The organism is Cecembia calidifontis (assembly GCF_004216715.1).
GTDB classification, from domain to species: Bacteria; Bacteroidota; Bacteroidia; order Cytophagales; family Cyclobacteriaceae; genus Cecembia_A; species Cecembia_A calidifontis.
This window is the reverse complement of the sequence record NZ_SGXG01000001.1, coordinates 2,376,862-2,397,500: the sequence shown is the minus strand read 5'-3', so window position 1 is coordinate 2,397,500 and position 20,639 is coordinate 2,376,862. Positions and strand designations below refer to the sequence as shown.

General features: G+C 39.9%; 17 protein-coding genes and 1 tRNA gene (1 of these 18 running past the window's edge). 4 read left to right on the top strand and 14 right to left on the bottom strand.

Features of this window, described 5'->3' with window-relative positions; translation table 11 throughout:
• The 7 genes from BC751_RS10410 to BC751_RS10385 form a co-directional block, all read right to left on the bottom strand.
• Nucleotides 1–222 carry the start of a PorP/SprF family type IX secretion system membrane protein gene (locus tag BC751_RS10410; RefSeq protein WP_341272835.1) on the bottom strand. The gene continues 798 nt to the left of window position 1, outside the view, so only the first 222 of its 1,020 coding nucleotides appear in the window; it begins with the start codon at nucleotides 220–222; the stop codon falls past the left edge of the window.
• Nucleotides 219–1,112 (bottom strand): PKD domain-containing protein, encoded by an 894-nt coding sequence (locus BC751_RS22380; RefSeq protein ID WP_242617435.1) that lies wholly within the window; start codon nucleotides 1,110–1,112, stop codon nucleotides 219–221. The genes BC751_RS10410 and BC751_RS22380 overlap by 4 nt, the downstream gene beginning before the upstream one ends.
• A 42-nt stretch (nucleotides 1,113–1,154) precedes the next feature.
• A complete protein-coding gene (locus BC751_RS22375; protein WP_242617434.1) occupies nucleotides 1,155–2,579 on the bottom strand; it encodes a lectin-like domain-containing protein in 1,425 nt (474 codons plus the stop codon).
• An 87-nt stretch (nucleotides 2,580–2,666) separates the two neighbouring features.
• Nucleotides 2,667–3,938 carry an adenylosuccinate synthase gene (locus tag BC751_RS10400; protein ID WP_130275474.1) on the bottom strand — a complete coding sequence of 424 codons (1,272 nt, stop codon included), beginning with the start codon at nucleotides 3,936–3,938 and terminating at the stop codon, nucleotides 2,667–2,669.
• A 246-nt stretch (nucleotides 3,939–4,184) separates the two neighbouring features.
• Nucleotides 4,185–4,529 carry an STAS domain-containing protein gene (locus tag BC751_RS10395; protein WP_130275473.1) on the bottom strand — a complete coding sequence of 115 codons (345 nt, stop codon included), beginning with the start codon at nucleotides 4,527–4,529 and terminating at the stop codon, nucleotides 4,185–4,187.
• The gene (locus BC751_RS10390; protein WP_130275472.1) at nucleotides 4,526–4,993 is read right to left on the bottom strand and encodes a Fur family transcriptional regulator; all 468 of its coding nucleotides are present in this window, start codon (nucleotides 4,991–4,993) and stop codon (nucleotides 4,526–4,528) included. The genes BC751_RS10395 and BC751_RS10390 overlap by 4 nt, the downstream gene beginning before the upstream one ends.
• A 128-nt stretch (nucleotides 4,994–5,121) precedes the next feature.
• Entirely contained in the window at nucleotides 5,122–7,344 is a 2,223-nt protein-coding gene (locus BC751_RS10385; protein WP_130275471.1) for a RelA/SpoT family protein, read from the bottom strand.
• A 134-nt stretch (nucleotides 7,345–7,478) separates the two neighbouring features.
• On the opposite strand from BC751_RS10385, the gene BC751_RS10380 reads away from it, so the two are divergent.
• The 4 genes from BC751_RS10380 (at nucleotide 7,479) to clpX (ending at nucleotide 10,979) form a co-directional block, all read left to right on the top strand.
• Nucleotides 7,479–7,560, top strand: a tRNA-Leu gene (locus BC751_RS10380).
• Nucleotides 7,561–7,668: 108 nt separating this feature from the next.
• The gene (gene tig, locus BC751_RS10375; RefSeq protein ID WP_130275470.1) at nucleotides 7,669–8,997 is read left to right on the top strand and encodes a trigger factor; all 1,329 of its coding nucleotides are present in this window, start codon (nucleotides 7,669–7,671) and stop codon (nucleotides 8,995–8,997) included.
• A gap of 80 nt (nucleotides 8,998–9,077) precedes the next feature.
• On the top strand, nucleotides 9,078–9,749 hold the full coding sequence (locus tag BC751_RS10370; RefSeq protein WP_130275469.1) for a ClpP family protease: 672 nt from the start codon (nucleotides 9,078–9,080) through the stop codon (nucleotides 9,747–9,749).
• Nucleotides 9,750–9,752: 3 nt separating this feature from the next.
• Nucleotides 9,753–10,979, top strand: a complete 1,227-nt coding sequence (clpX, locus tag BC751_RS10365; RefSeq protein WP_130275468.1) for an ATP-dependent Clp protease ATP-binding subunit ClpX — start codon at nucleotides 9,753–9,755, stop codon at nucleotides 10,977–10,979.
• 78 nt (nucleotides 10,980–11,057) lie between these two features.
• Here the strand turns inward: clpX and BC751_RS10360 are convergent, their stop codons facing one another.
• The 7 genes from BC751_RS10360 to BC751_RS10330 form a co-directional block, all read right to left on the bottom strand.
• A complete protein-coding gene (locus tag BC751_RS10360) occupies nucleotides 11,058–11,732 on the bottom strand; it encodes a hypothetical protein (RefSeq protein ID WP_130275467.1) in 675 nt (224 codons plus the stop codon).
• A 61-nt stretch (nucleotides 11,733–11,793) separates the two neighbouring features.
• Nucleotides 11,794–12,279 carry a DUF4843 domain-containing protein gene (locus BC751_RS10355; RefSeq protein WP_130275466.1) on the bottom strand — a complete coding sequence of 162 codons (486 nt, stop codon included), beginning with the start codon at nucleotides 12,277–12,279 and terminating at the stop codon, nucleotides 11,794–11,796.
• Between the two features lie 14 nt (nucleotides 12,280–12,293).
• Nucleotides 12,294–13,829 (bottom strand): RagB/SusD family nutrient uptake outer membrane protein, encoded by a 1,536-nt coding sequence (locus BC751_RS10350; protein WP_242617433.1) that lies wholly within the window; start codon nucleotides 13,827–13,829, stop codon nucleotides 12,294–12,296.
• An 18-nt stretch (nucleotides 13,830–13,847) separates the two neighbouring features.
• Nucleotides 13,848–16,919 (bottom strand): SusC/RagA family TonB-linked outer membrane protein, encoded by a 3,072-nt coding sequence (locus tag BC751_RS10345; protein ID WP_130275464.1) that lies wholly within the window; start codon nucleotides 16,917–16,919, stop codon nucleotides 13,848–13,850.
• Nucleotides 16,920–17,428: 509 nt separating this feature from the next.
• Nucleotides 17,429–18,544: a lipid-A-disaccharide synthase gene (gene lpxB / locus BC751_RS10340; RefSeq protein ID WP_130275463.1), complete on the bottom strand. Its 1,116-nt coding sequence runs from the start codon at nucleotides 18,542–18,544 to the stop codon at nucleotides 17,429–17,431.
• A gap of 95 nt (nucleotides 18,545–18,639) precedes the next feature.
• Complete coding sequence (locus BC751_RS10335) at nucleotides 18,640–19,059, bottom strand: 6-pyruvoyl trahydropterin synthase family protein (RefSeq protein WP_130275462.1); 420 nt, start codon at nucleotides 19,057–19,059, stop codon at nucleotides 18,640–18,642.
• Between the two features lie 56 nt (nucleotides 19,060–19,115).
• A complete protein-coding gene (locus BC751_RS10330) occupies nucleotides 19,116–20,636 on the bottom strand; it encodes a RagB/SusD family nutrient uptake outer membrane protein (protein WP_130275461.1) in 1,521 nt (506 codons plus the stop codon).
• Nucleotides 20,637–20,639 lie beyond the last annotated feature (3 nt).

Below are 20,639 nucleotides of genomic sequence, written 5' to 3'. Positions count from 1 at the left end.
AGCTACAAAATGATCGAAATATGCTGAGTAGGCTATAAACGTCTGATCTAAACTTGGCCACTGATTTCTGAAATTAACGCCAAATCTGCTAACCTCCGCACTTCCGGCAAAAGCTGGATTCAAAAAAAGTGGAGAAGCATAAAACTGTGAAAACTGGATATCTTGACCATTCACAGCCTTAGTAAAAATCATAATCAATATGGCAGCAAATAATCTTATCACCTTATCAACGTTAACCTGCCTCCTTCTTCAATAGTCTCCCCATCCACAGTCCTCATTTTTATCCTATAGGCATAGTTTCCAGCAGGAGCCAATTCTCCATTGATTTTTCCATCCCAACCCAAAGTGTCCATACCATCTGATTTAAACACCAAATTCCCCCATAGATTGAAAATGTACATTTCCATGGCAACAATACCCTTGGTTTTTGGCCTAAAAAAATTATTATCCGATAAAGTTGGCGTAAAACCAGTGGGAATCATCACCCTATAGGACAAAGTCAATGGCAACTCAATAGTAATGGATTTTTTGCATCCCAAGTCGTTGGTAATGGCCAATTGGACTTGAAACACACCCATTTTTCCAAAAGTATGGATTGGATGCTGCAGTGTACTCCTAGCCCCATCTCCAAAATCCCATTCCCAAGAAACTGCATTTCCTGAAGATAAATCCTGAAATCTTATCGGATCATCGATGAATATCCCACCTTCTTCTTCACTTTTGACACCTGTACCATCGACTCCATAATCGAAATTCGGAATCAAAGGAATGGTATTGATGATCAATTCGAATGGAACAGTAGGAGACCAGCATGGCAAATCTTTGTGTTTTACTCTTAAAAAATAATTGCCTGAAATCTGGACATCTGCCATTTCCTTATTTTCGAGATATATCCCCAAAGGCGATTCCAATTGATAATCATAAACGGAAGGATCGTAATTTGGAATATAATCCCGAATATCCAAACCAACACCAACCTCACATCCAACAATCCTATCCTCCATATCAATGACAGGAAAAGGAGGATTTATGATTTCAAAATACTCCGAAGCCGCCGGACAGTTTTTCGAATTATAAGCAATTACCTGGTACCTTCCAGGCGCAACTCCCATCCATTCAGGAACATTTGAATTGGGAATAAGCTGGTCATTTAATTACCATTCATAAGCAAAATAATCATCCGCCCCTCTTGCCTTCAAAAGGACTCCTTCCCCTTCACATTTCCTGGCCTGATCCGTATTGGAAGGGATTCCATCCGCCACTAAGCTTACTGGGTCAGGGGATTCTTGGATCAGGAGGCTTATATATTTTCCCTTGGATGTTTTTCCATAGTTATCTGTCACTGTATAGTAAACTTTCACCGTATCATCGATGAATTCAGGATTGGGGAAAAACGTAAATTTTCCTCCCACATCCGCAGCCTTGAAAATCCCCTGAGGCAATACCAAAACCCTGTTTTCAGGTCTACATTTTGCTCTTGAACAAACATTGCTATCCTCTTCCTCAATAGCCTCTAAAGAAGGATAAAACTGCAGGCAGGCTATCTCGGAATTTTCATTGAACAATTCGACTTCATTCAGGGTAATCTCAAAAGTATTTTCCTGCGCTGCACAGGAAGCTTTATCATCGATATTTTTCGCCAAGGGATCTTCTAAACCATCCAGATCAAAAACTTCCACCGTAAGGTTATCGATTTCATGAATATTGGTAAAACCGCCTGTGGAAGCGGCAAAGCCCACCTTCAGACTGCCTGGGGAAGTAAAAAAATAGGGCCTGTCAAAAATAGTAATGATTTCAGGTCGCCCTGGGCTAATGGTAACCAGCATCCTGACTGTCAAAAAAAATCCGCCTTCAAAAGGATTGGGCTGTAATTCTATAAAGACTTTCCTATAACCGGGTATATTGGGATCGGTTATTCTATTTGTATTAAAGCCTCCTGAACTGATGGTAAATTGGTTGTCCGGCCGCATACCATCATTACCGGTTTCCATGGTCCTTCTTCCAACCACAAAGGGATAACCTGTCAATCCGTTGCCTGGGCCTCTGACCACCACAGTATTAGGAACCAAGGCCGTACCTACCCCAAAGAAACCACCGATCTTTCCTTCCGAAGAATTACCAAAATTCCCAAATGAATCAAAACCAATGCCCAAATAGCCCCGGGAAAGGCCGGGCTGATTATTCCGCTGGGCATACCCCAATGATCCTCCAAAACCTCCGGGCGAAAAATTCGGGGTCGCGGCATCGAATAAGAAAAACGACAATCCATCTGCCCCACTGCCTCCATAAATGTAATATTCAAACGAAGCCTTAAGACCATAGGCTGATGGAAATGGGATATCTATATAGACATATCCATTCTGATCCACTCCTGCATCTGTCAACCTGATTACACCATCCAAAAGTCTGGCTGTTCCGCCAAAAACCGTATTACTTTGGACACTGCCCCCATCAAATGTTTCACAATATGGAAATCCTAACTGCGCATTGACATAAAATGGAAGTACTGATAACCAGAAAAGCAGACAACATCTGAAAAATAATTTGCCTTTAGCCAATAATTCCAACTTTGCTTTCATCGGTTAAGAAAATCCGTAAAGTCTGAAATTACAGATTATCCCAAAAAATAAAAAGGCTTACCGCCTTGGTAAGCCTCTATTCGAATTTTATCTCATGATGGTCTGTTTCCGATCAGGCCCCACAGAAACCATCTTTATTGGAACACCTAACTCGTCTTCCAGCAACTTCACATAATCCTTCAATTCCTTAGGGAACTGTTCATAGCTAGTCACTTCTGACAATGAAGTATGCCAACCGGGTACAGTTTTATAAACTGGCTTTACATCATCGGTATTGAGTTCGTAAGTCAGTCTGTCAACCCTGCTTCCATCAGGCAACTCATATTGCGTGCAGATTTTGATTTCTTCAAAAATGTTCAAAACATCCGCCTTCATCATAAACAACTGAGTCACTCCGTTGATCATGATAGAATATTTCAAAGCAGGAAGATCAATCCAACCACATCTTCTTGGCCTGCCTGTGGTAGAACCGAATTCATTCCCCTCTTTTCTCATTGCTTCTCCTGTCCCATCAAATAATTCCGTAGGAAAAGGACCGCTTCCAACCCTGGTGCAGTAGGCCTTGAATATCCCGTATACCTCTCCGATTTTGGATGGAGCTACACCCAGGCCGGTGCAGGCGCCCGCCGCCATGGTATTGGAAGAGGTGACAAAAGGATAACTGCCAAAATCAATATCCAATAAGGATCCTTGTGCACCTTCAGCCAAGACTTTTCTACCTGCATTTAAATGATCATTGACCTCATATTCACTATCTACCAAATTCAGGGTTTTGAAGAATTCAACAGCTTCAAAGAAGGACTGTTCCAATTCAGGCAATTGCACCAGATCAAATTCGTAGAAAGAAAGAATGGTCTTATGCTTTTCAACCAAAGCTTGGTATTTTTCCTTAAAATCTTCTGCCAAAATATCCCCTACCCTTAGCGCCACTCTGCCAATCTTATCCTGATAAGTAGGCCCTATTCCTTTTAGCGTGGATCCGATTTTCTTGTCACCTTTAGACTTTTCATAAGCCGCATCGAGTAATTTATGGGTTGGGATAATGATGGTGGCCTTCTTGGAGATATACAGGTTTTTCTTAAAAGCAATGTTGAATTTATGCAAGCCTTCGATCTCCTTCTTGAGGATTACAGGATCCAAAACCACCCCGTTTCCAATGATGTTCAGAATATTCTCTCTAAAAATCCCGGAGGGAATCTGGTGCAAAACATGTTTGATTCCATCAAATTCGAGCGTATGTCCCGCATTAGGGCCTCCCTGGAATCGGGCTACCACATCATATTGGGGGGCTAAAACATCCACTACCTTACCTTTTCCTTCGTCTCCCCACTGCAGGCCCAAAAGTATATCCATTTTCATTATTTGTGTTGATTTCGTATCTACTGAAATTTAAAGCGTGAAATTTGGAATAAGGTTAAATAATTGCAAGGAAAAGCGCTTATTTATTATGAATTCTAATTTAGCACAGATAAAAGGTGCCGAACCCCCTTCAAAAATCAATACCAACAAAAATCTCCTGTCCTTCAAACAGTTTATCTGAAGAACAGGAGATCAAAGCTATGGTCAATGCAATAGAAATCACTGCAATAATCCAATTTTTCCTCACTATCCAATTTTACTTTTGGCCTCTCCGATGGAGTCAAATACAGTAAATATATTGTTCAGTTTGGTAATAATCAACAGCTTTTTGACATGCTCAGAAGGAGAAGTCAGGAATACTTCACCACCGGAATTTCTCATTTTGGTCAGCATGGTAATCAGCAGGCCAATCCCACTTGAACTGATGTACCTGACTTGACTTAGGTCTATGACAAAAAACTTTACGTTTTCATTCACAGCATCAGAAACAAACTCAACCAATTTTGGTCCAATTTCATCTCCTATCAGATCACCTTTGACATGTAAAAAATATGCTTTCTCTTCTTTTTCGAGGTTATAGGTCAATTTCATACCAATGCTCTGTTTTCGCAATTTTCTTTTTTACAATTACCGTAAAGTATCAGGGAATGGTGCAATACCTGAAAATTCAAAATATCCCCAACTGTATTTTGAATGTTCTGAATCCTAGGATCACAAAATTCCAGCACTTGATTGCAGTCTACGCAAATCAGGTGATCGTGTTGTTTGTAACCGTAAGATTTTTCGAATTGGGCCAAATTTTGTCCAAACTGATGCTTGGTGACGAGGTCGCATTCCACCAATAAATCAAGGGTATTATAAACGGTTGCCCTGCTCACCCGATAGTTTTTATTTTTCATAGAAATATAGAGGGACTCCACATCAAAGTGTCCTGTCCTTCCATATATCTCTTCCAAAATCGCATACCTCTCAGGTGTTTTCCGCAACTTTTTGTTTTCTAAATACGCAGTGAATATCTTTTTAACCTCCTCAAAAAGGCTTTCATTTAAGGTCATGATTTGCTGATTTTTTGCAAATATAACGGATGTTATTTAGAAATGATTCAAATAAGCTGTTTATAAGCTGCCACTAAAGGAATATTTCTTTGCCAGCTTTTCCGATTGGAAGGATCTTATCTTACTGGCTAATCAAATCGTGTTACTTTGATTACGCCCTCTACCTTGGATAAATTGGACATCAGTTTTTCCAAATGCTGGGTGCTGTGTACATAAAGTTTGATCGTGCCTTCAAAGATCCCACTGTCGGAATCCACGGTAATGGACCGCATGTTTACTTTGAGTTCATTGGAAATCACTTTGGTCACATCATTGATCAAACCCACTCTATCTGTCCCCACGATCCTCAATCCTGCCAGAAATGCAATTTCCTGCTGACTGGTCCAACGGGCTTTGATCACGCGGTTACCATGATTCGAAAGCAGTTCAAGTGCATTTGGACAGGAAGTCCTGTGGATTTTGATACCTTCATTGACAGTCACAAATCCGAATACATCATCACCTGGAATGGGGTTACAGCATTTAGCAAGGATATAATCAACCACATCCATATCTTCTCCAATCAACAACTGATCATGGTCAGGCCCCTTCAAACTTTTGATTTCTTTGGTAAAGCTAGATTCATCTTTGACCTTGTCGTTGGTGATCTTACCCCTTTGCTTTTTCTGCTCCTTGAAATCCTTGAAACTTTTGATTGAAGTTGGATCAATAATCCCCTTTCCTACCTTATAATAAAATTCGTTGGGAGTTTTTGTCTCAAAATATGCCCTCAATTGCTCCACGATCTCAGAATTGAAGTCCATTTTCATCTGACGCAGTTTGCGCTGGACGATTTCTTTTCCGTCCATAATGGTGGACTTCTTTTCCTCTTTGAGGGCATCTTTTATTTTGGCCTTAGCCCGGGAAGTAACGACAATATTCAACCAATCTTCTGTAGGCTTTTGTTTATTAGAAGTCAGAATCTCTACTTGGTCACCATTTTTCAACTTGTGGTTGATAGGTACCAAGCGCTGATTGACTTTTGCTCCTATACACTTCGCCCCCACTTCCGTATGGATTTCAAATGCAAAATCCAAGGCAGTGGCTCCAAATGGCAATACCTTCAGTTCTCCCTTAGGGGTAAAAACAAACACTTCATCATGGAAAAGATTCCCCCTGAAATCCTCCATAAACTCAATAGCTGAGCCATCATTGGATTCCAACAAAGACCTTACTTGTGTAATCCACTCATCAAGTCCGGAACTATTTCTGGAATTTGCAGCCTCAATTTCTTTGTATTTCCAATGGGCTGCATATCCTCGCTCTGCTATATCATCCATCCTAACGGTTCGGATCTGCACCTCCACCCACTGCCCCGTATTACTCATCACTGTAGTATGCAGGGATTCGTAACCATTTGCCCTGGGTGTACTGATCCAATCCCTCAGGCGGTCAGGATTAGGACGGTAAAAATCCGTCACTATAGAATAAACCTGCCAACAATCCGCCTTCTCCTCTTCCAACTTACTGTTGATTATGATCCTCACTGCAAAAAGGTCATAAACCTCCTCAAAAGGAATGTTCTGCTTTTTCATCTTATTATAGATGGAATAAACAGACTTAGGCCTACCTTTAATGGTAAAATCAAAACCTTGGGCACGAAGTTCTTCTTCAATAGGCTGGATAAAGGATTTGATGAATTTGTTCCTGGAAACCCTCGTTTCGCTTATTTTGTGGATAATATAATTGTATGTTTCGGAATCAGTATACTTTAAATAGAGATCTTCAAGTTCTGATTTGATGGTATACAAACCTAATCTATGGGCCAAAGGTGCATATAGGTACATGGTTTCCGAGGCAATTTTTAATTGCTTATGCCTGGGCATGCTTTCCAAAGTCCGCATGTTATTCAAACGGTCTGCCAGTTTGATCAAAATCACCCTCACATCATCTGAAAGTGTCAAAAGCATCTTTCTGAAATTTTCTGCTTGTTGGGAGGAACCATATTCGAACACACCGGAAATTTTGGTAAGCCCATCAATGATCTGCGCTACTTTAGGACCGAATTCCCTTTCAATATCCTCCAATTCAAGATCGGTATCTTCTACCACATCATGAAGTAAAGCAGACACAATACTGGTCGTACCCAGACCTATTTCTTCTACACAGATCAAGGCTACTTCCAGGGGATGGTAGATATAAGGTTCACCAGATTTTCGGCGCATTTCTTTGTGCGCCTCACTGGCCACATTGAATGCCTTTTTTATAATCTTGGCATCCCCAGGCTTTAGTACTGGTTTAGCAGTACGGAGTAATTTTCTGTACCTCTTGAGTATTTCTTTTCGCTCTTCCTCTAAGTCTATTTGAATCATATATTGTTGGGACAACCAAATTCCAAATCAAAATTAATAGCTTCTTCGAGAAATATTTATCCAAAATTACAGGATTTTTTTTGACCAACTTTTGCAAGTTTGATTTTCATTACTACCTTTGTGCCCACAATTAAGCGGATGTGGCGAAATTGGTAGACGCACTAGACTTAGGATCTAGCGCCGCGAGGCATGGGGGTTCGAGTCCCTCCATCCGCACGCTTTCCAGCCCTCAATCACATTTCTGTTTTCCATGATGCCGCGGCTCAAGGGACGAGAAAAGAGATTGAGGGTTTTTAATTAAGATCAAAACAAAATCAGACTGCCTTGGAAATCACATTAGACAAACATTCAGCAAATCAAGCTTCAGTTAAAATTAAGCTAATTGAAGCAGATTATCAACCTAAGGTTGATGCGAAACTTAAGGATTACGCAAAAAAAGCCAATATCAAAGGCTTTAGACCTGGCAAGGCTCCTGTTTCAATGGTAAAAAGAATGTACGGCACCTCCTTGTTGGTAGACGAGATCACCAACATTCTTTCAACATCCCTGAATGAGTATCTAAAAAACCAAACTTTCAGAATATTAGGTGATCCGCTTCCTGTTATGGAAGACACAGACAAAATTGATTGGAATACACAAAAAGAGTTTGAATTCCAGTACAAAATCGGTTTTGTTGAAAATGTTGATGTAAAATTGGATGACAGCATCGATGCTACCGTTTACAGCATTGATATTGATGAAAAAGAGGTGGAGAACACCATAAACAATCTCAGAAGTCAATATGGTAAAATGACCAACCCTGAGACCAGCCAAGAGAATGATTTCCTTTATGGTGACCTAAAGTCAGAGGATGGTTCATTTGAAAAAACTTTTTCCCTTCCTCTATCTAAGATAGACAGTAAGTCTTTGAAAAAATTTATTGGCCTGAAAAAAGGGGACACCGTTGAATTTGAAATCAAGAAAACCATCAAAGAAAACCCTGCTTCTGTAATCGGAGTTTCCGAAGAAGAACTTGAAAAGCTGAACGGCAAAGTTACCTTCACTGTCCAGAACATCAACAGAACAGAATTGGCAGAATTGAATCAGGAGTTCTTCGACAAGCTTTTTGGTGAAGGACAGGTTGATTCTGAAGAATCCCTGAAAAACAAAGTAAGAGAAATCATGGCTGAAAACTACAACAAAGACTTGAAGGTGTTCAGCGAAGAGAAAATCAAGGAACAAATTGTTGCAAAAACCAACCTTGATCTTCCTGAGGAATTCCTGAAAGAATGGTTGTTGAAAGCTAACGAAGGAAAGGTTACAGCTGAGCAGGTAGAAAAAGAATATCCTATTTATGCCAAGCAGTTGGCCTGGACGATTATCTCCAATGAATTAGCCAAGAAAAATGAAATCCAGGCAGAACACGAGGATGTAATCGAGAAGACAAAAGAAATGATCAGAGAGCAGTTGGCGTCTTCCGGTCTAGCTGCACAGCTTGAAGCCAACATGGATATGTTTGTGGACAATTACCTAAAAGGTAATGAGGGACAAAATTACATGCAGATGCTTACCTCAGTACAAAACGACAAAGTTTTGTCTTTTGTAAAAGAGAAAGCAAAGGTTAAAGAAGAAAAAATTTCTGTGGATAAATTCCAGGACTTACTGGCAAACTAATTATCCGATTAAATCGTTGTAAAAAAGTCCTTAATAGTAAGGGCTTTTTTTATTTTTGTACTAGACAAAAAAAAAAAATCATGATCAATAGAGACGAATTCAGAAAATACGCCGTACATAACAGAGGCATTAGCGGAAACGCATTTGACCAGTATTCCACTTTCGTGGAAAACATGACCCGTTCAGTAATTGAGGAAAGACCTACCAATTTCCGTGAAATTGATGTGTTTTCCAGACTGATCATGGACAGGATTATTTTCTTGGGAACTCAGGTAGATGACTTTATAGCCAATATCATCACGGCACAATTGCTGTTCTTAGAGTCTACGGATCCCAAAAAAGATGTATTGTTATACATCAACAGCCCTGGAGGATCAGTGACTGCAGGCTTAGGTATCTATGACACCATGCAGTATATCCAACCAGATGTAGCTACAATCTGTACTGGTATTGCAGCATCAATGGGGGCAGTATTGTTGGCTGGTGGAGCAAAGGAAAAAAGATCTGCCCTTCAACATTCCAGGGTAATGATCCATCAACCATCAGGTGGAATGCAGGGACAGTCAAAAGACATGGAGATATCCTTAAAACTCATACTTTCAATGAAAGAGGAATTGTATCAGATCTTAGCTGAACATTCCGGAAAAACTTTTGAAGAAATAGAAAGGGATTCAGACAGGGATTACTGGATGAAAGCACCTGAGGCCAAAGAATATGGTCTTATTGATGAAGTATTGATACCAAAAAAATAAATAATGGCACAAGTTACCTGCTCATTTTGCGGTAGAAACAAAAAAGATGTAGACCTGATGGTGTCGGGTATCTCGGCACATATTTGCAATTTCTGCATTGATCAAGCGTATCAGATTTTAGGGGAAGAAGAAAAGAACAAAAAATCAACCAAGAGCCCTAAATTCAAACTTAAAAAACCAAAAGAACTTACTGATTACCTCAATCAGTATGTCATTGGGCAATATGATGCGAAAAAAGTTTTGACAGTAGCGGTTTATAACCATTACAAGCGTCTTTTACAAAAAGGCGCAGACGATGATGACGTTAAGATTGAAAAATCGAACATCATAATGGTAGGTGACACGGGTACTGGAAAAACCTATCTGGCCAAAACCTTGGCTAGAGTTTTAGAAGTTCCTTTTTGTATTGCTGACGCTACCGTTTTGACAGAAGCGGGTTACGTAGGAGAAGATGTGGAAAGTATCTTAACCAGATTGCTCCAGGCTGCTGATTACAATGTGGAAGCTGCAGAGCGGGGTATAGTGTATATAGACGAAATCGATAAAATAGCCAGGAAATCAGATAATCCTTCCATTACAAGAGATGTAAGTGGAGAAGGTGTTCAACAAGCACTTCTGAAACTTCTGGAAGGTACTGTGGTCAATGTACCCCCTCAAGGTGGAAGAAAGCATCCTGACCAGAAAATGATCGCAGTAAATACAGAAAATATTCTTTTTATCTGCGGTGGGGCATTTGATGGCATTGGAAGGCACATTGCCAAAAGGCTGAATACACAGCCATTAGGATTCAACAAATCCAAAGAAGGCCCACAAGTTGACAGACAAAACCTCCTTCAATATGTAACTGCTCAGGACTTGAAGTCATTTGGATTAATTCCTGAGTTGATAGGAAGGCTACCTGTAGTAACTCACTTAGATCCTCTAGATAAGGAAGCGCTAAAAAGTATACTTACAGAACCTAAGAATGCTTTAACCAAACAGTACATCAAACTGATGGCTATGGAAGGTGTCAAACTGATTTTTGAAGAAAGTGGTATTGACTATATTGTGGAAAAAGCAGTCGAATACAATCTGGGTGCCAGAGGACTAAGGTCTATCTGTGAAGCCATTATTACCGATGCCATGTATGAATTACCTTCTGATGATAGCGTGAAGGAACTCGTAATTGACGCTAAATACGCGAAAGAACAATTTGACAAGTCCAAATTCAAAAAATTACAGGTTGCTTGAAAAAAGGAATAAACCTGGAATTAAACGAAAAACGCATCAATAATTGATGCGTTTTTCGTTTACCAAAATGGTGATCAGTTAATTTTCCTGATTGAGAAAATTGATCAATCTCCTGATATCATTCTTTGCTTTAAGATCAAGATTATAATCACTGGAGAACTTATTGATTTTTTGATAAACTTCTTCACCAAAAAATCCCACTAAATTCTTTTTTCTGGCACGCCATAAAAAGGGCTGACCATCTTTATAAACATACAAATCCTCTGCACTGACAAAAGCTTTAGCTCTTTGCGAACCATAAACGGCACCTGGATCATCTGTGATTCTTTTGAATTTATGACTCACTAAAGTGTATTTTCCATCAACCAAAATCTCGACAAAGCGGTTGGATCCTATATTGGGTATCATATATCCAGACCGGTAAAGTTGGGGATTTGACTTGGATTGAAGAATAAATCCTGAGATTTTTCCCGGAGTATAGGCCAGCAGTTCCTGCTCTACCTGGTAAACCAAGGTATGGTTGAAGGCATTAAATGCAATCATGAGGTTGTCAACCGTATCCTTTTCAGAAAAAATGATTTTACCACTTTCAAATTCACTCCAATAAGGAGTTCCGCTAACATCTGGGTTAGGATTGGCCATAACTGGATTACCGGAAACCTGATCCCTAAGCAGCTGCAATTGAGCAATCGATTCATTTGCCACTCCAAATAACAACAAAACAACCAGTAAACTTAAACTAAACTTTCTCATAAGGTAAATTTAAAAAAAGACCGGAATAATCCGGCCTTTTGTTTCAAGAATTAAAGACTAATCATCCAGCAGAAGGAGGGTTAGGTCTTGTAATTCTGACCTGAACTCTTTTATAGTTCTCACTTGCAGGAATATTGGCGTTACCCTCCAATTCCAACAACAAATCTACAAAACCTCCAATGGCTCCTGTATCGATGATCTGAACAGTCAAATTGCCGAATGAAGAGTTTGCTGGAATGACAAGCGAACCTGACACATTGTAATCAGTGCCTTGAACAGCAGTTGTACCTTCTGGAACCACTCTATAAGTAATGGTTTCATCATTGGGACGCTGTCTTGCCACCAAATTCACCTGAAGGTTGACTACACCTCCTTGAACATTATTGGCAACGGTCACTCTAGGGTAATTTTGACCAGCAACAGGGGCTGTGGTTACGGCTGTTTGAAATTCAACAACCGCTCCCTCCCAAATTGGATAGTTCTGCTCGATACAAGAACCCAGCAAAAACACCATTACAAGAGAAAATAGGGATATTATCTTTTTCATATGTTTTTTCAATTTTAGTATCCTCTGTTTTGGTTAAGGTTAACGTTACCATCAACTTCTCTTTGAGGAAGTGGAGGAAGAATTCTGAAGTCATCAAAGGTAATAATAGTACCTCCTGAAAGATACCTCTTATCGATATCTCTTCCATATCTCTTTAGATCAAAGAACCTATGGCCTTCAAAGGCAAATTCTTTAAACCTTTCCAATAAAATCTCTTCTAAAATAGCCGCACCAGACAAGGAAACTGGTTCTAAACCTCTCAATTCCTTGAAGGCATTCAGCTCAGTCAGTGCATCACCTGTATTACCCAATTGATAATTGGCTTCAGCTCTTATGAGGTGCATTTCAGACTTACGGATTACTGGCACATTGTCACCATAAGCAAACCCCGCCTTGGAGATGAATTTAATACATTCTATATTTCTTGCTCCCCTTACAGTACTACCTGTAGTGTAAAGGTGAGCTCTAACATCATTATTTCTTGTAACATCCCAATTATTGTTATCGCTTGCAGGTTCTCGAATCTGAAGAGGGGCAAGGCCAAAGAAGTTAAGAATAGTCTGGTTCGGAACAAAATCACCCCAACCACCTTGTGCATTCTTATTGGTCAGGTTCAACAAAACCGTGTAAGAGGACTGCAAAGATTCGTTTACACCGATTGATTCACCGGCAATCTGGAATCTAACTTCAAACATTGCTTCTGGATGTATTGTAGCTCTCCAACCATCGATATAAGCTTGTCCACCTAAAACTGTACCAGCATTTGAAGCTAAAGCAGCTGTAGAAGCGGTTACCGCATCTTGCCATTGCCCCATGTAAAGGTATACCCTAGCAAGCAGACCTTGAGCAGCTCCTACGGAAGCAAACTGAACACCTGCACGGCTTGAAGTACCCAACAAACGGATAGCATCATTCAAATCAGCAACAATCTGAGCATAATTTTCCTGAATCGTAGATCTTGGTGAATTTCTGGTAAATGCTATATCAGAGGTAATAGATCCTTCCAAAGGCATTGGAACACCTCCTTCATCCACCACACCTGGCTGATAAATTGCCGTTGGTATATATGAATAAACCTTCACAAGATCAAAATAATACAGCGCTCTCAAGAATTTTACCTCTCCTTCCCATCTGGCTAATTGAGCTGCGGAGGCACCTGGAACGCCTGAACGAATTGCATCAAGGATCAAATTCGCTTCATTGATTGCGAAATATGAATTTTGCCAAAAGCTTAGCCCAGAACCTGGAAGGGAATTGAAATGAGCGTTTGGCTGGTTGTTGTTTTCCTGAATCAATCTACCGGAGTTGGAAGTTGTCCTACCGACATCAGCCAAGGCATCTGACAAAGCCAACAAATTTCTGCCATAATTGGTAGTCTGTCTCAACCTTGCATACACAGAATTAACAGCAGCCTCAACCCCATCCGGTGAGGATAGCGCTTGGGAAGCATCAATTGATTGCCTAGGATCTACATTCAGATCACAAGAGGATACCACCATCCCGAATCCGACAAGAAGCCCTAAAGCATATTTTACAATATATTTTTTCATTTTCATGGTTTTCAAATTTTAGAATCCTAACTGAACACCGATCTGATAACTTTTCACGATTGGAAGCTGACCTGTACCCGCACCAGTAAATTCAGGGTCATACCCAGGATAATCGGAATAAGTCCACAAATTCACACCTTGAGCGTAAACCCTCGCTCTGGTAAGACCAAGGCTTCTGATTGTTGCAGGATTCAATGTGTAACCCAGTTGTACTTGTGCCAATCTGATAAAATCAGCTTTTAACAAAGCGGCCGAACCAAAGTTTCTCCCTGAACTTCTTAATTCATTACCACCGTTAAAGTTACCTACGTTTCTCGGGATATCGGTCATATCACCAGGATTGGTCCACTGTCTATCAACTACTTCCCTTAATGTATTCAAAGCCAAACGGGTTCCTGCTTCTCTTAAGAAGTTGTACTGACCATCAGATACTATTGCACCATATTCATAAGTAAAGAAGGTCGTCAATTCGAAGCCTTTATAGCTGAACGTATTGTTGAAACCACCAAAATAAGGAGCTAGGTTAGAACCGAAGTAAATCCTGTCTGCAGCAAGTGGCAAATAAGTCAAGTTACGGTTGATGTCATACCACATTGGACGACCTGTTGCTGGGTTAACACCAGCATACTCAGCTACAAACCATGAACCTGGAGCTTGCTGACCTGGGAATGGAGGGTTACCTACTGGCTGACCTACTGCAATACCTGGGTTAGCAGGAAGGAATTCCAAACCATCATACAATCTCACAATTTCATTTCTGATATAAGTAAAGTTGAAAGCTGTTCTCCACTGGAATCCACCTCTGTCGATGTTAACAGTGTTGATTTCCAATTCAATACCTCTGTTCATCAATTCACCGACATTATTGGAAATAGAGCTGAAACCGTTTGTCCATAGAATTGGCTGGTCTAACAAAAGGTCTTTTGTTCTCTGATCAAACAAATCCACAGAACCGGTCACTCTGTTGCCAAAGAAACCATAATCCAAACCAATGTTTACAGTTTCGTTGGTTTCCCATCCTAGATTAAGGTTAGCCAAAGAAGTTGGTCTGATACCTGCGTTACCTGCATAGTTACCAGCAGTGGGCGCTCCATAGAGACCTCTTGCAGCGAAGTTACCGATTTGGTCGTTACCTGCTCTACCCCAAGATGCTCTCAATTTCAAGTCACTTACAGTTTCAGAATCCTTCAGGAAATCTTCCATTGCAATGTTCCAACCTGCTCTTACAGATGGGAAGATACCATATTGGGTGTTGGCACCGAAACGGGAAGAACCGTCATAACGAGCAGTAGCAGTAAATAAGTATTTCTCTTTGTAGTTATAGTTTGCGTTGACGAAAGCACCTTGTCTTCTGTAACCTGTCCAGAAACCACCCACAAACTCAGGAGTAGCACCTGAATCAATGTAACGGAACTGGAAGGTTGGGAATCCTATAGCCTCACCGTTCAGACCTTCTCTTGTTTCGGAAACGAATTCAAATCCTGCCAATGCAGTAAGGTTATGAACGTTGTTGAAAGATTTGTTCCAGTTAACCGTATGGGTAGTAATGAATCTGGTTCTCCAGTCATTAGCGGCAGTAGCTCTACCTCTTACACCGGCACCATCAGGAGTTCTTGGATCTCTGTATCTGTTTTCAGTAATCAATCTGTAATCAATACCCACTAAACCTCTGTAAGTAAGGTTATCCAGGATTTTATAAGTTGCTACACCGTTACCCACAAGAGAATTTGTTGTGGTCTTACCTGAATTGAACTCATTTACCAAAGCAATGTTTTGGTTCAATACACCTGCAATGGCTGTATTGAAAGTCCCATCCTCGTTACGGATAGCATTATGAGGCAATATAGTAGAGGCTGAGAAAGCGGGGCTACCTAAGAAGGAACCAGAAACAGCAAAAGGTGTATTCTGTGTCACGGTAGCCAAATTAATACTGGTCTCTAAAGTTAATCTATCATTGGCTTTATGAGACAAATTAGTTCTGAAGGTACCTCTCTCAAAGTCTACAGGTCTAAAAGAAGATTCCTGATAGTCATAAGAACCGGACACGAAGAAGGTAGTTTTGTCATCACCTCCTGAAACGTTCAGTTCATAATTCTGCAATCTACCTCTTCCCATCACTTCCCTTTGCCAATCATATGTAGGAAGTCCTAGGCCAATTTCGTCCAACTGTGCTGCAGTCAGAGTCTGCCAATTACCTGGAAGAGCTCCCATCGCATTCAGTGCATTGGCCTCAGGCAAAGTGTTTCCAGTATTTCTCAAACCATCTCTTCTCATGGCATACCACTCCGGCCCACTCAAAACATCAAGGAATTTCATTGGTTGAGTTTCACCACCAAAGGCGTTGAATTCAAATCTTGCTTTTCCTTGCTTACCTCTTTTGGTTGTAATGATAACAACACCGTTAGCAGCCTGAGAACCATAGATAGCCGCAGAGGCAGCATCTTTTAAGATCTCCATAGACTCAATGTCGTTAGGGTTCAAAAAGGCCAATGGGTTGGCTTGAGTAAAACTTGCATTACCTTGGTTGTTCAATTGAACACCGTCCACGATAAATAAAGGTTCGTTACCTGCTGTTACGGAACCTACACCACGGATACGGATGTTAACCGCACCACCAGGAAGACCATTAGCAGAACGCACCTGAACACCAGCAGCTCTACCTTGCAATGCACGATCAAAAGACTGCATAGGAAGGTTTTTGATGGTCTCACCTTTTACAGATGATACCGCACCGGTAACTTCTCTTTTTGGCTGGGTTCCATAACCTGTTACTATTACTTCTTCCAAGCTTCTGGTATCGGGTTGCAATACCACATTTATCTGTGAACGGTTGCCAACATTGACCTCCTGGGTCACAGAACCCACAAAGGAAATAACCAAGACGTTATTGTCCTGTGGCACATTCAGTGAAAAATTACCGTCTAAGTCGGTAGCTGTACCAATGGTGGTACCTTTCACTATGACTGATGCACCTGGAATAGGCAATCCATCCTCACCGGATGTTACCTTTCCAGTTACTACGCGTCCCTGCGCAAAAGCCGAAGCCGAAGCAAATAGGAATGCGAGTCCTAGAAGTAAAACTTTCCTCATAATTAATTTATTTGGTTTAACGATTGCCCAATTTTATCCATTAACATGATATAATGCAAAACCGTTTAAAAAATTTCTATTTAGATGTAATTGTATTTATTTTTACAAAATTCTGTTTTCATAAAAAAAACAAAATAAAATATCTATTTTCTGACAATTTTTATTTAATATAAAAAAATGAGAATTAATTTTTTATTAATTTGAAATAAAATTTTTTTTTAACTTTTGTTAACAAATTCCCGTATATAAAAACACTAAATACTTTTTAACCGTTTAGTTTTCACATTGACTGATTCAAATAAATATTAATCTATTTTTACTTAAAATGGAATAAATATAAATTTTCAAATTTTTAGTTACCTTTTTTAATGGTCTTGAAATTTTAATTAAAAATACTAATATTTCATATTTTACATTATTTCAGAATATTTTATCTTTTTTGCAAAAATTAAAAAATTTCCATAAAGCATATTAAGATTTTAAAAAAATATGTATACACACCAATTTCCCTAGTTTGTTGGACGCTGCAAAGATTCGAAAATATACCGTGCTACCTTCATCGAAGCTGATTCTTTCCCTAACTTGATCTTAACCTCATCATAACCATTTAAAATATTTGCTTTATGGAACACGTTTGACAATATCAAATTCAATTGATGGGTCACTTCAGCCACATTATAATCCTTCTGAATCAATTCCTTGACTACCTCTTTCCCAGCAATCAAATTGACCAATGAAATAAAGTTCACTTTAATAAGTTTTTTGCCTATGGCATAACTCAAAGGACTTGTTTTATAGACCACAAGCTGAGGGACTCTGAATAAAGCAGCTTCTAAAGTAGCTGTCCCTGAAGTTACAATAGCAGCTGTAGCATGATGAAGCAGGTCATATGTTTGATCAAAAATAACTTTGATCCCGGATTCTATGGCCGGCTGATAAAAAACTTTATCTAAATTTGACACCCCTGCCACTACAAACTGGGCATTTGGAAACATCCTGACTACTTTTATCATAATTTGCAACATCAGGGTAACTTCCTGTTTCCGGCTTCCAGGCAGCAATGCTATAATCGGTTGGTAATTCAGGTCATTCTTCTGGTGAAAAAATGGATGGGGTTCAAATCCTGCAATCTCATCCAAAAGCGGATTGCCCACATAAACTGCTTTGACACCAAATTGATTAAAAAAATCCTGTTCAAAAGGAAGAATACAATACACTTGGTCTGTAAACCTCTTAATTTTAAAAACCCTTTTTTGATTCCAAGCCCAGACTTTTGGTGGGATATAATAGTGTACAGGGATCCCCTGTTCTTTAGCCCAGGAAGCAATTTTCATATTGAATCCTCCAAAATCAATCAAAATCAAAACATCAGGTCGAAATTGGAGAATATCATTTTTTATCCAATTGAGATATTTAAGGATTTTTCTAAAGCCAAGAACAACCTCCCAAAAACCCATTACAGCAACTTCCTCATAGGGTAAGGCCAATTCCATTCCTACTTCCTGGGAATACCCTCCTCCCATCCCTCTAAATGAACCTGAGGCATCTAAAGACTTAAGCGCCTTGATCAAATTGGAAGCATGTAAATCTCCACTTCTCTCTCCACTAATTAAATAATACCTCATCCCTGATTTAACTTTTAAAATGCTGTCCAGTTTTCGCCAAAATAAAAAGGCCAAAAAAATACCGAACGTTAATCTTTATGGTCCCTTTTTTTAATTTATTCTCCTAGATACTCCACAAAATTTCTCGGAGTTTCATAAAGCGTTAATTTGTGCAGCTTCCCATGAGGAACTATCTCATTGACAGCCGGTTCCAGGATTTTCCAAAATTCCATCACCAAATTTTCACAACTTGCCATTTTTCCTTCCATAAAAGGAACATCAAGATTGAGATTCCTATGATCTACTTGATCGATAACCAATTTCTTGATAAGGTTGCTCAACTCTTTTAAATCGACCACAAAACCTGTTTCAGGATCGGGAAGCCCTTTTACCGTTACGATAAGTTCGAAGTTATGTCCATGCCAGTTGATATTGGCACATGGTCCAAATACCTCTTTGTTTTTTTCTTCCGTCCAGTTGGGATTCCAAAGTTTATGCGCAGCATTAAAATGCTCCTTTCTGCAAACGTATATCATCGATTCTTGAATTGAAGCGCAAAAATACGCAAAAAGATTTTAATGATCGCTAAAGCTTAATAACCTCTGTTTTGATTTAAATTCCTGTTCAAATTAACTTCCCTCTGGGGTATTGGTGCCAATAGTCTAAAATCCTCGAAAGCTACCAATGCGTTAGGCCCCAAATAGGATCTTTTATCTATATTTTTTCTATAACGCTTTAAATCAAAAAACCGCTGACCTTCAAAGGCAAATTCCTTGAACCTTTCCAGCAAAATCTCATCCAATAACTGTTGCCTGGTCAAATTGACTGGCTCTAATCCCCTTAAAGATTTAAAATCATTCAATTCAGACAAGGCCTCAGTTTCCCTACCCAATTGATACAAGGCCTCTGCCTTATTCAGCAACATTTCGGATTTGCGGATTACTGGTATATTGTCCCCATAATCGAATCCGTTTTTTCCCAAGAATTTGATACATTCAATCTGCCTTCTGGAAAATCTTTGGTCATTCCCAGTAGTATAAAGTCTTGACCGGATATCTTGGTTCCTCCTTACATCCCAATTATTGTTATCTGTTGCAGGATTACCTAACTGAAAGGCTGATAAACCAAAAAAATTCAAAATTATCGGCGAGGGGATTAAATCTCCCCATCCGCCTCTGATATTTTTATTGGAAACCTGAAGCAAGGTAGAAAATGTGGCCTGAAGGGAGGTATTTGCCCCTAAGGATTCCCCGGGAACTTGAACCCTCACCTCAAACATGGATTCTGGATGAACAGAAGAGCTCCAACCATTGATATAATCCTGACCGGAAAGTACTTGACCTATGGGGGCATTTAACGCTGCATTGGCCGTATTTAAGGCTATTTCCCAATTTCCGTTGTATAAAGAAACCCTTGAAAGCAATGCTACTGCCGCACCTGTATTAGCGAATTGCGGACCAGGCCTTTGACTATTCTGTAATAGACTTATAGCATCCGTCAGGTCACTGATTATCTGTTCATAATTTTGGGAAATTGTTGATCTTGGCAATTGGTTCAGCTGGGCAATTTCCGCGTTGAATACCGCAGTTATTGGCATGGGAATGCCACCCTGATCCACTATGCCTTCTTGGTAGATTGCTGTTGGAATGTAGGCATAGACCTTAACCAAGTCAAAAAGAAACAAAGCCCTAAGGAATTTAGCTTCCCCTTCCCAGGCGGCCAACTGATTGTCAGTGGCCCCGTTTACTCCTTTTTGCAATTGATCAATAATCAAATTGAGCTCAGTAATAGCTGCATAGGCATTTTGCCAAAACCCGGGCGTAAAATGAGCATTTACCGCATTATTGTTCTCTGGCACCAATCTCCCTGAATTGTTGGTAGCCCTCCCCACATCTGCCAATGCATCGGAAAGCGCAATCATATCCCTTCCATAATGATTCACTGACCTAAGTCTACCATAGACTGAATTCAAGGCCGATTCCAAATTTTGCGGGCTATTTAAAGCTTCAGAAGTCCGGATGTTCTGACGGGGATCTACCTCTAGATCACAGGAAAGAAAGATAAATCCTATTCCAAACAAAAAAAGAAAATGAAATATATTGAAACTCTTCATCGC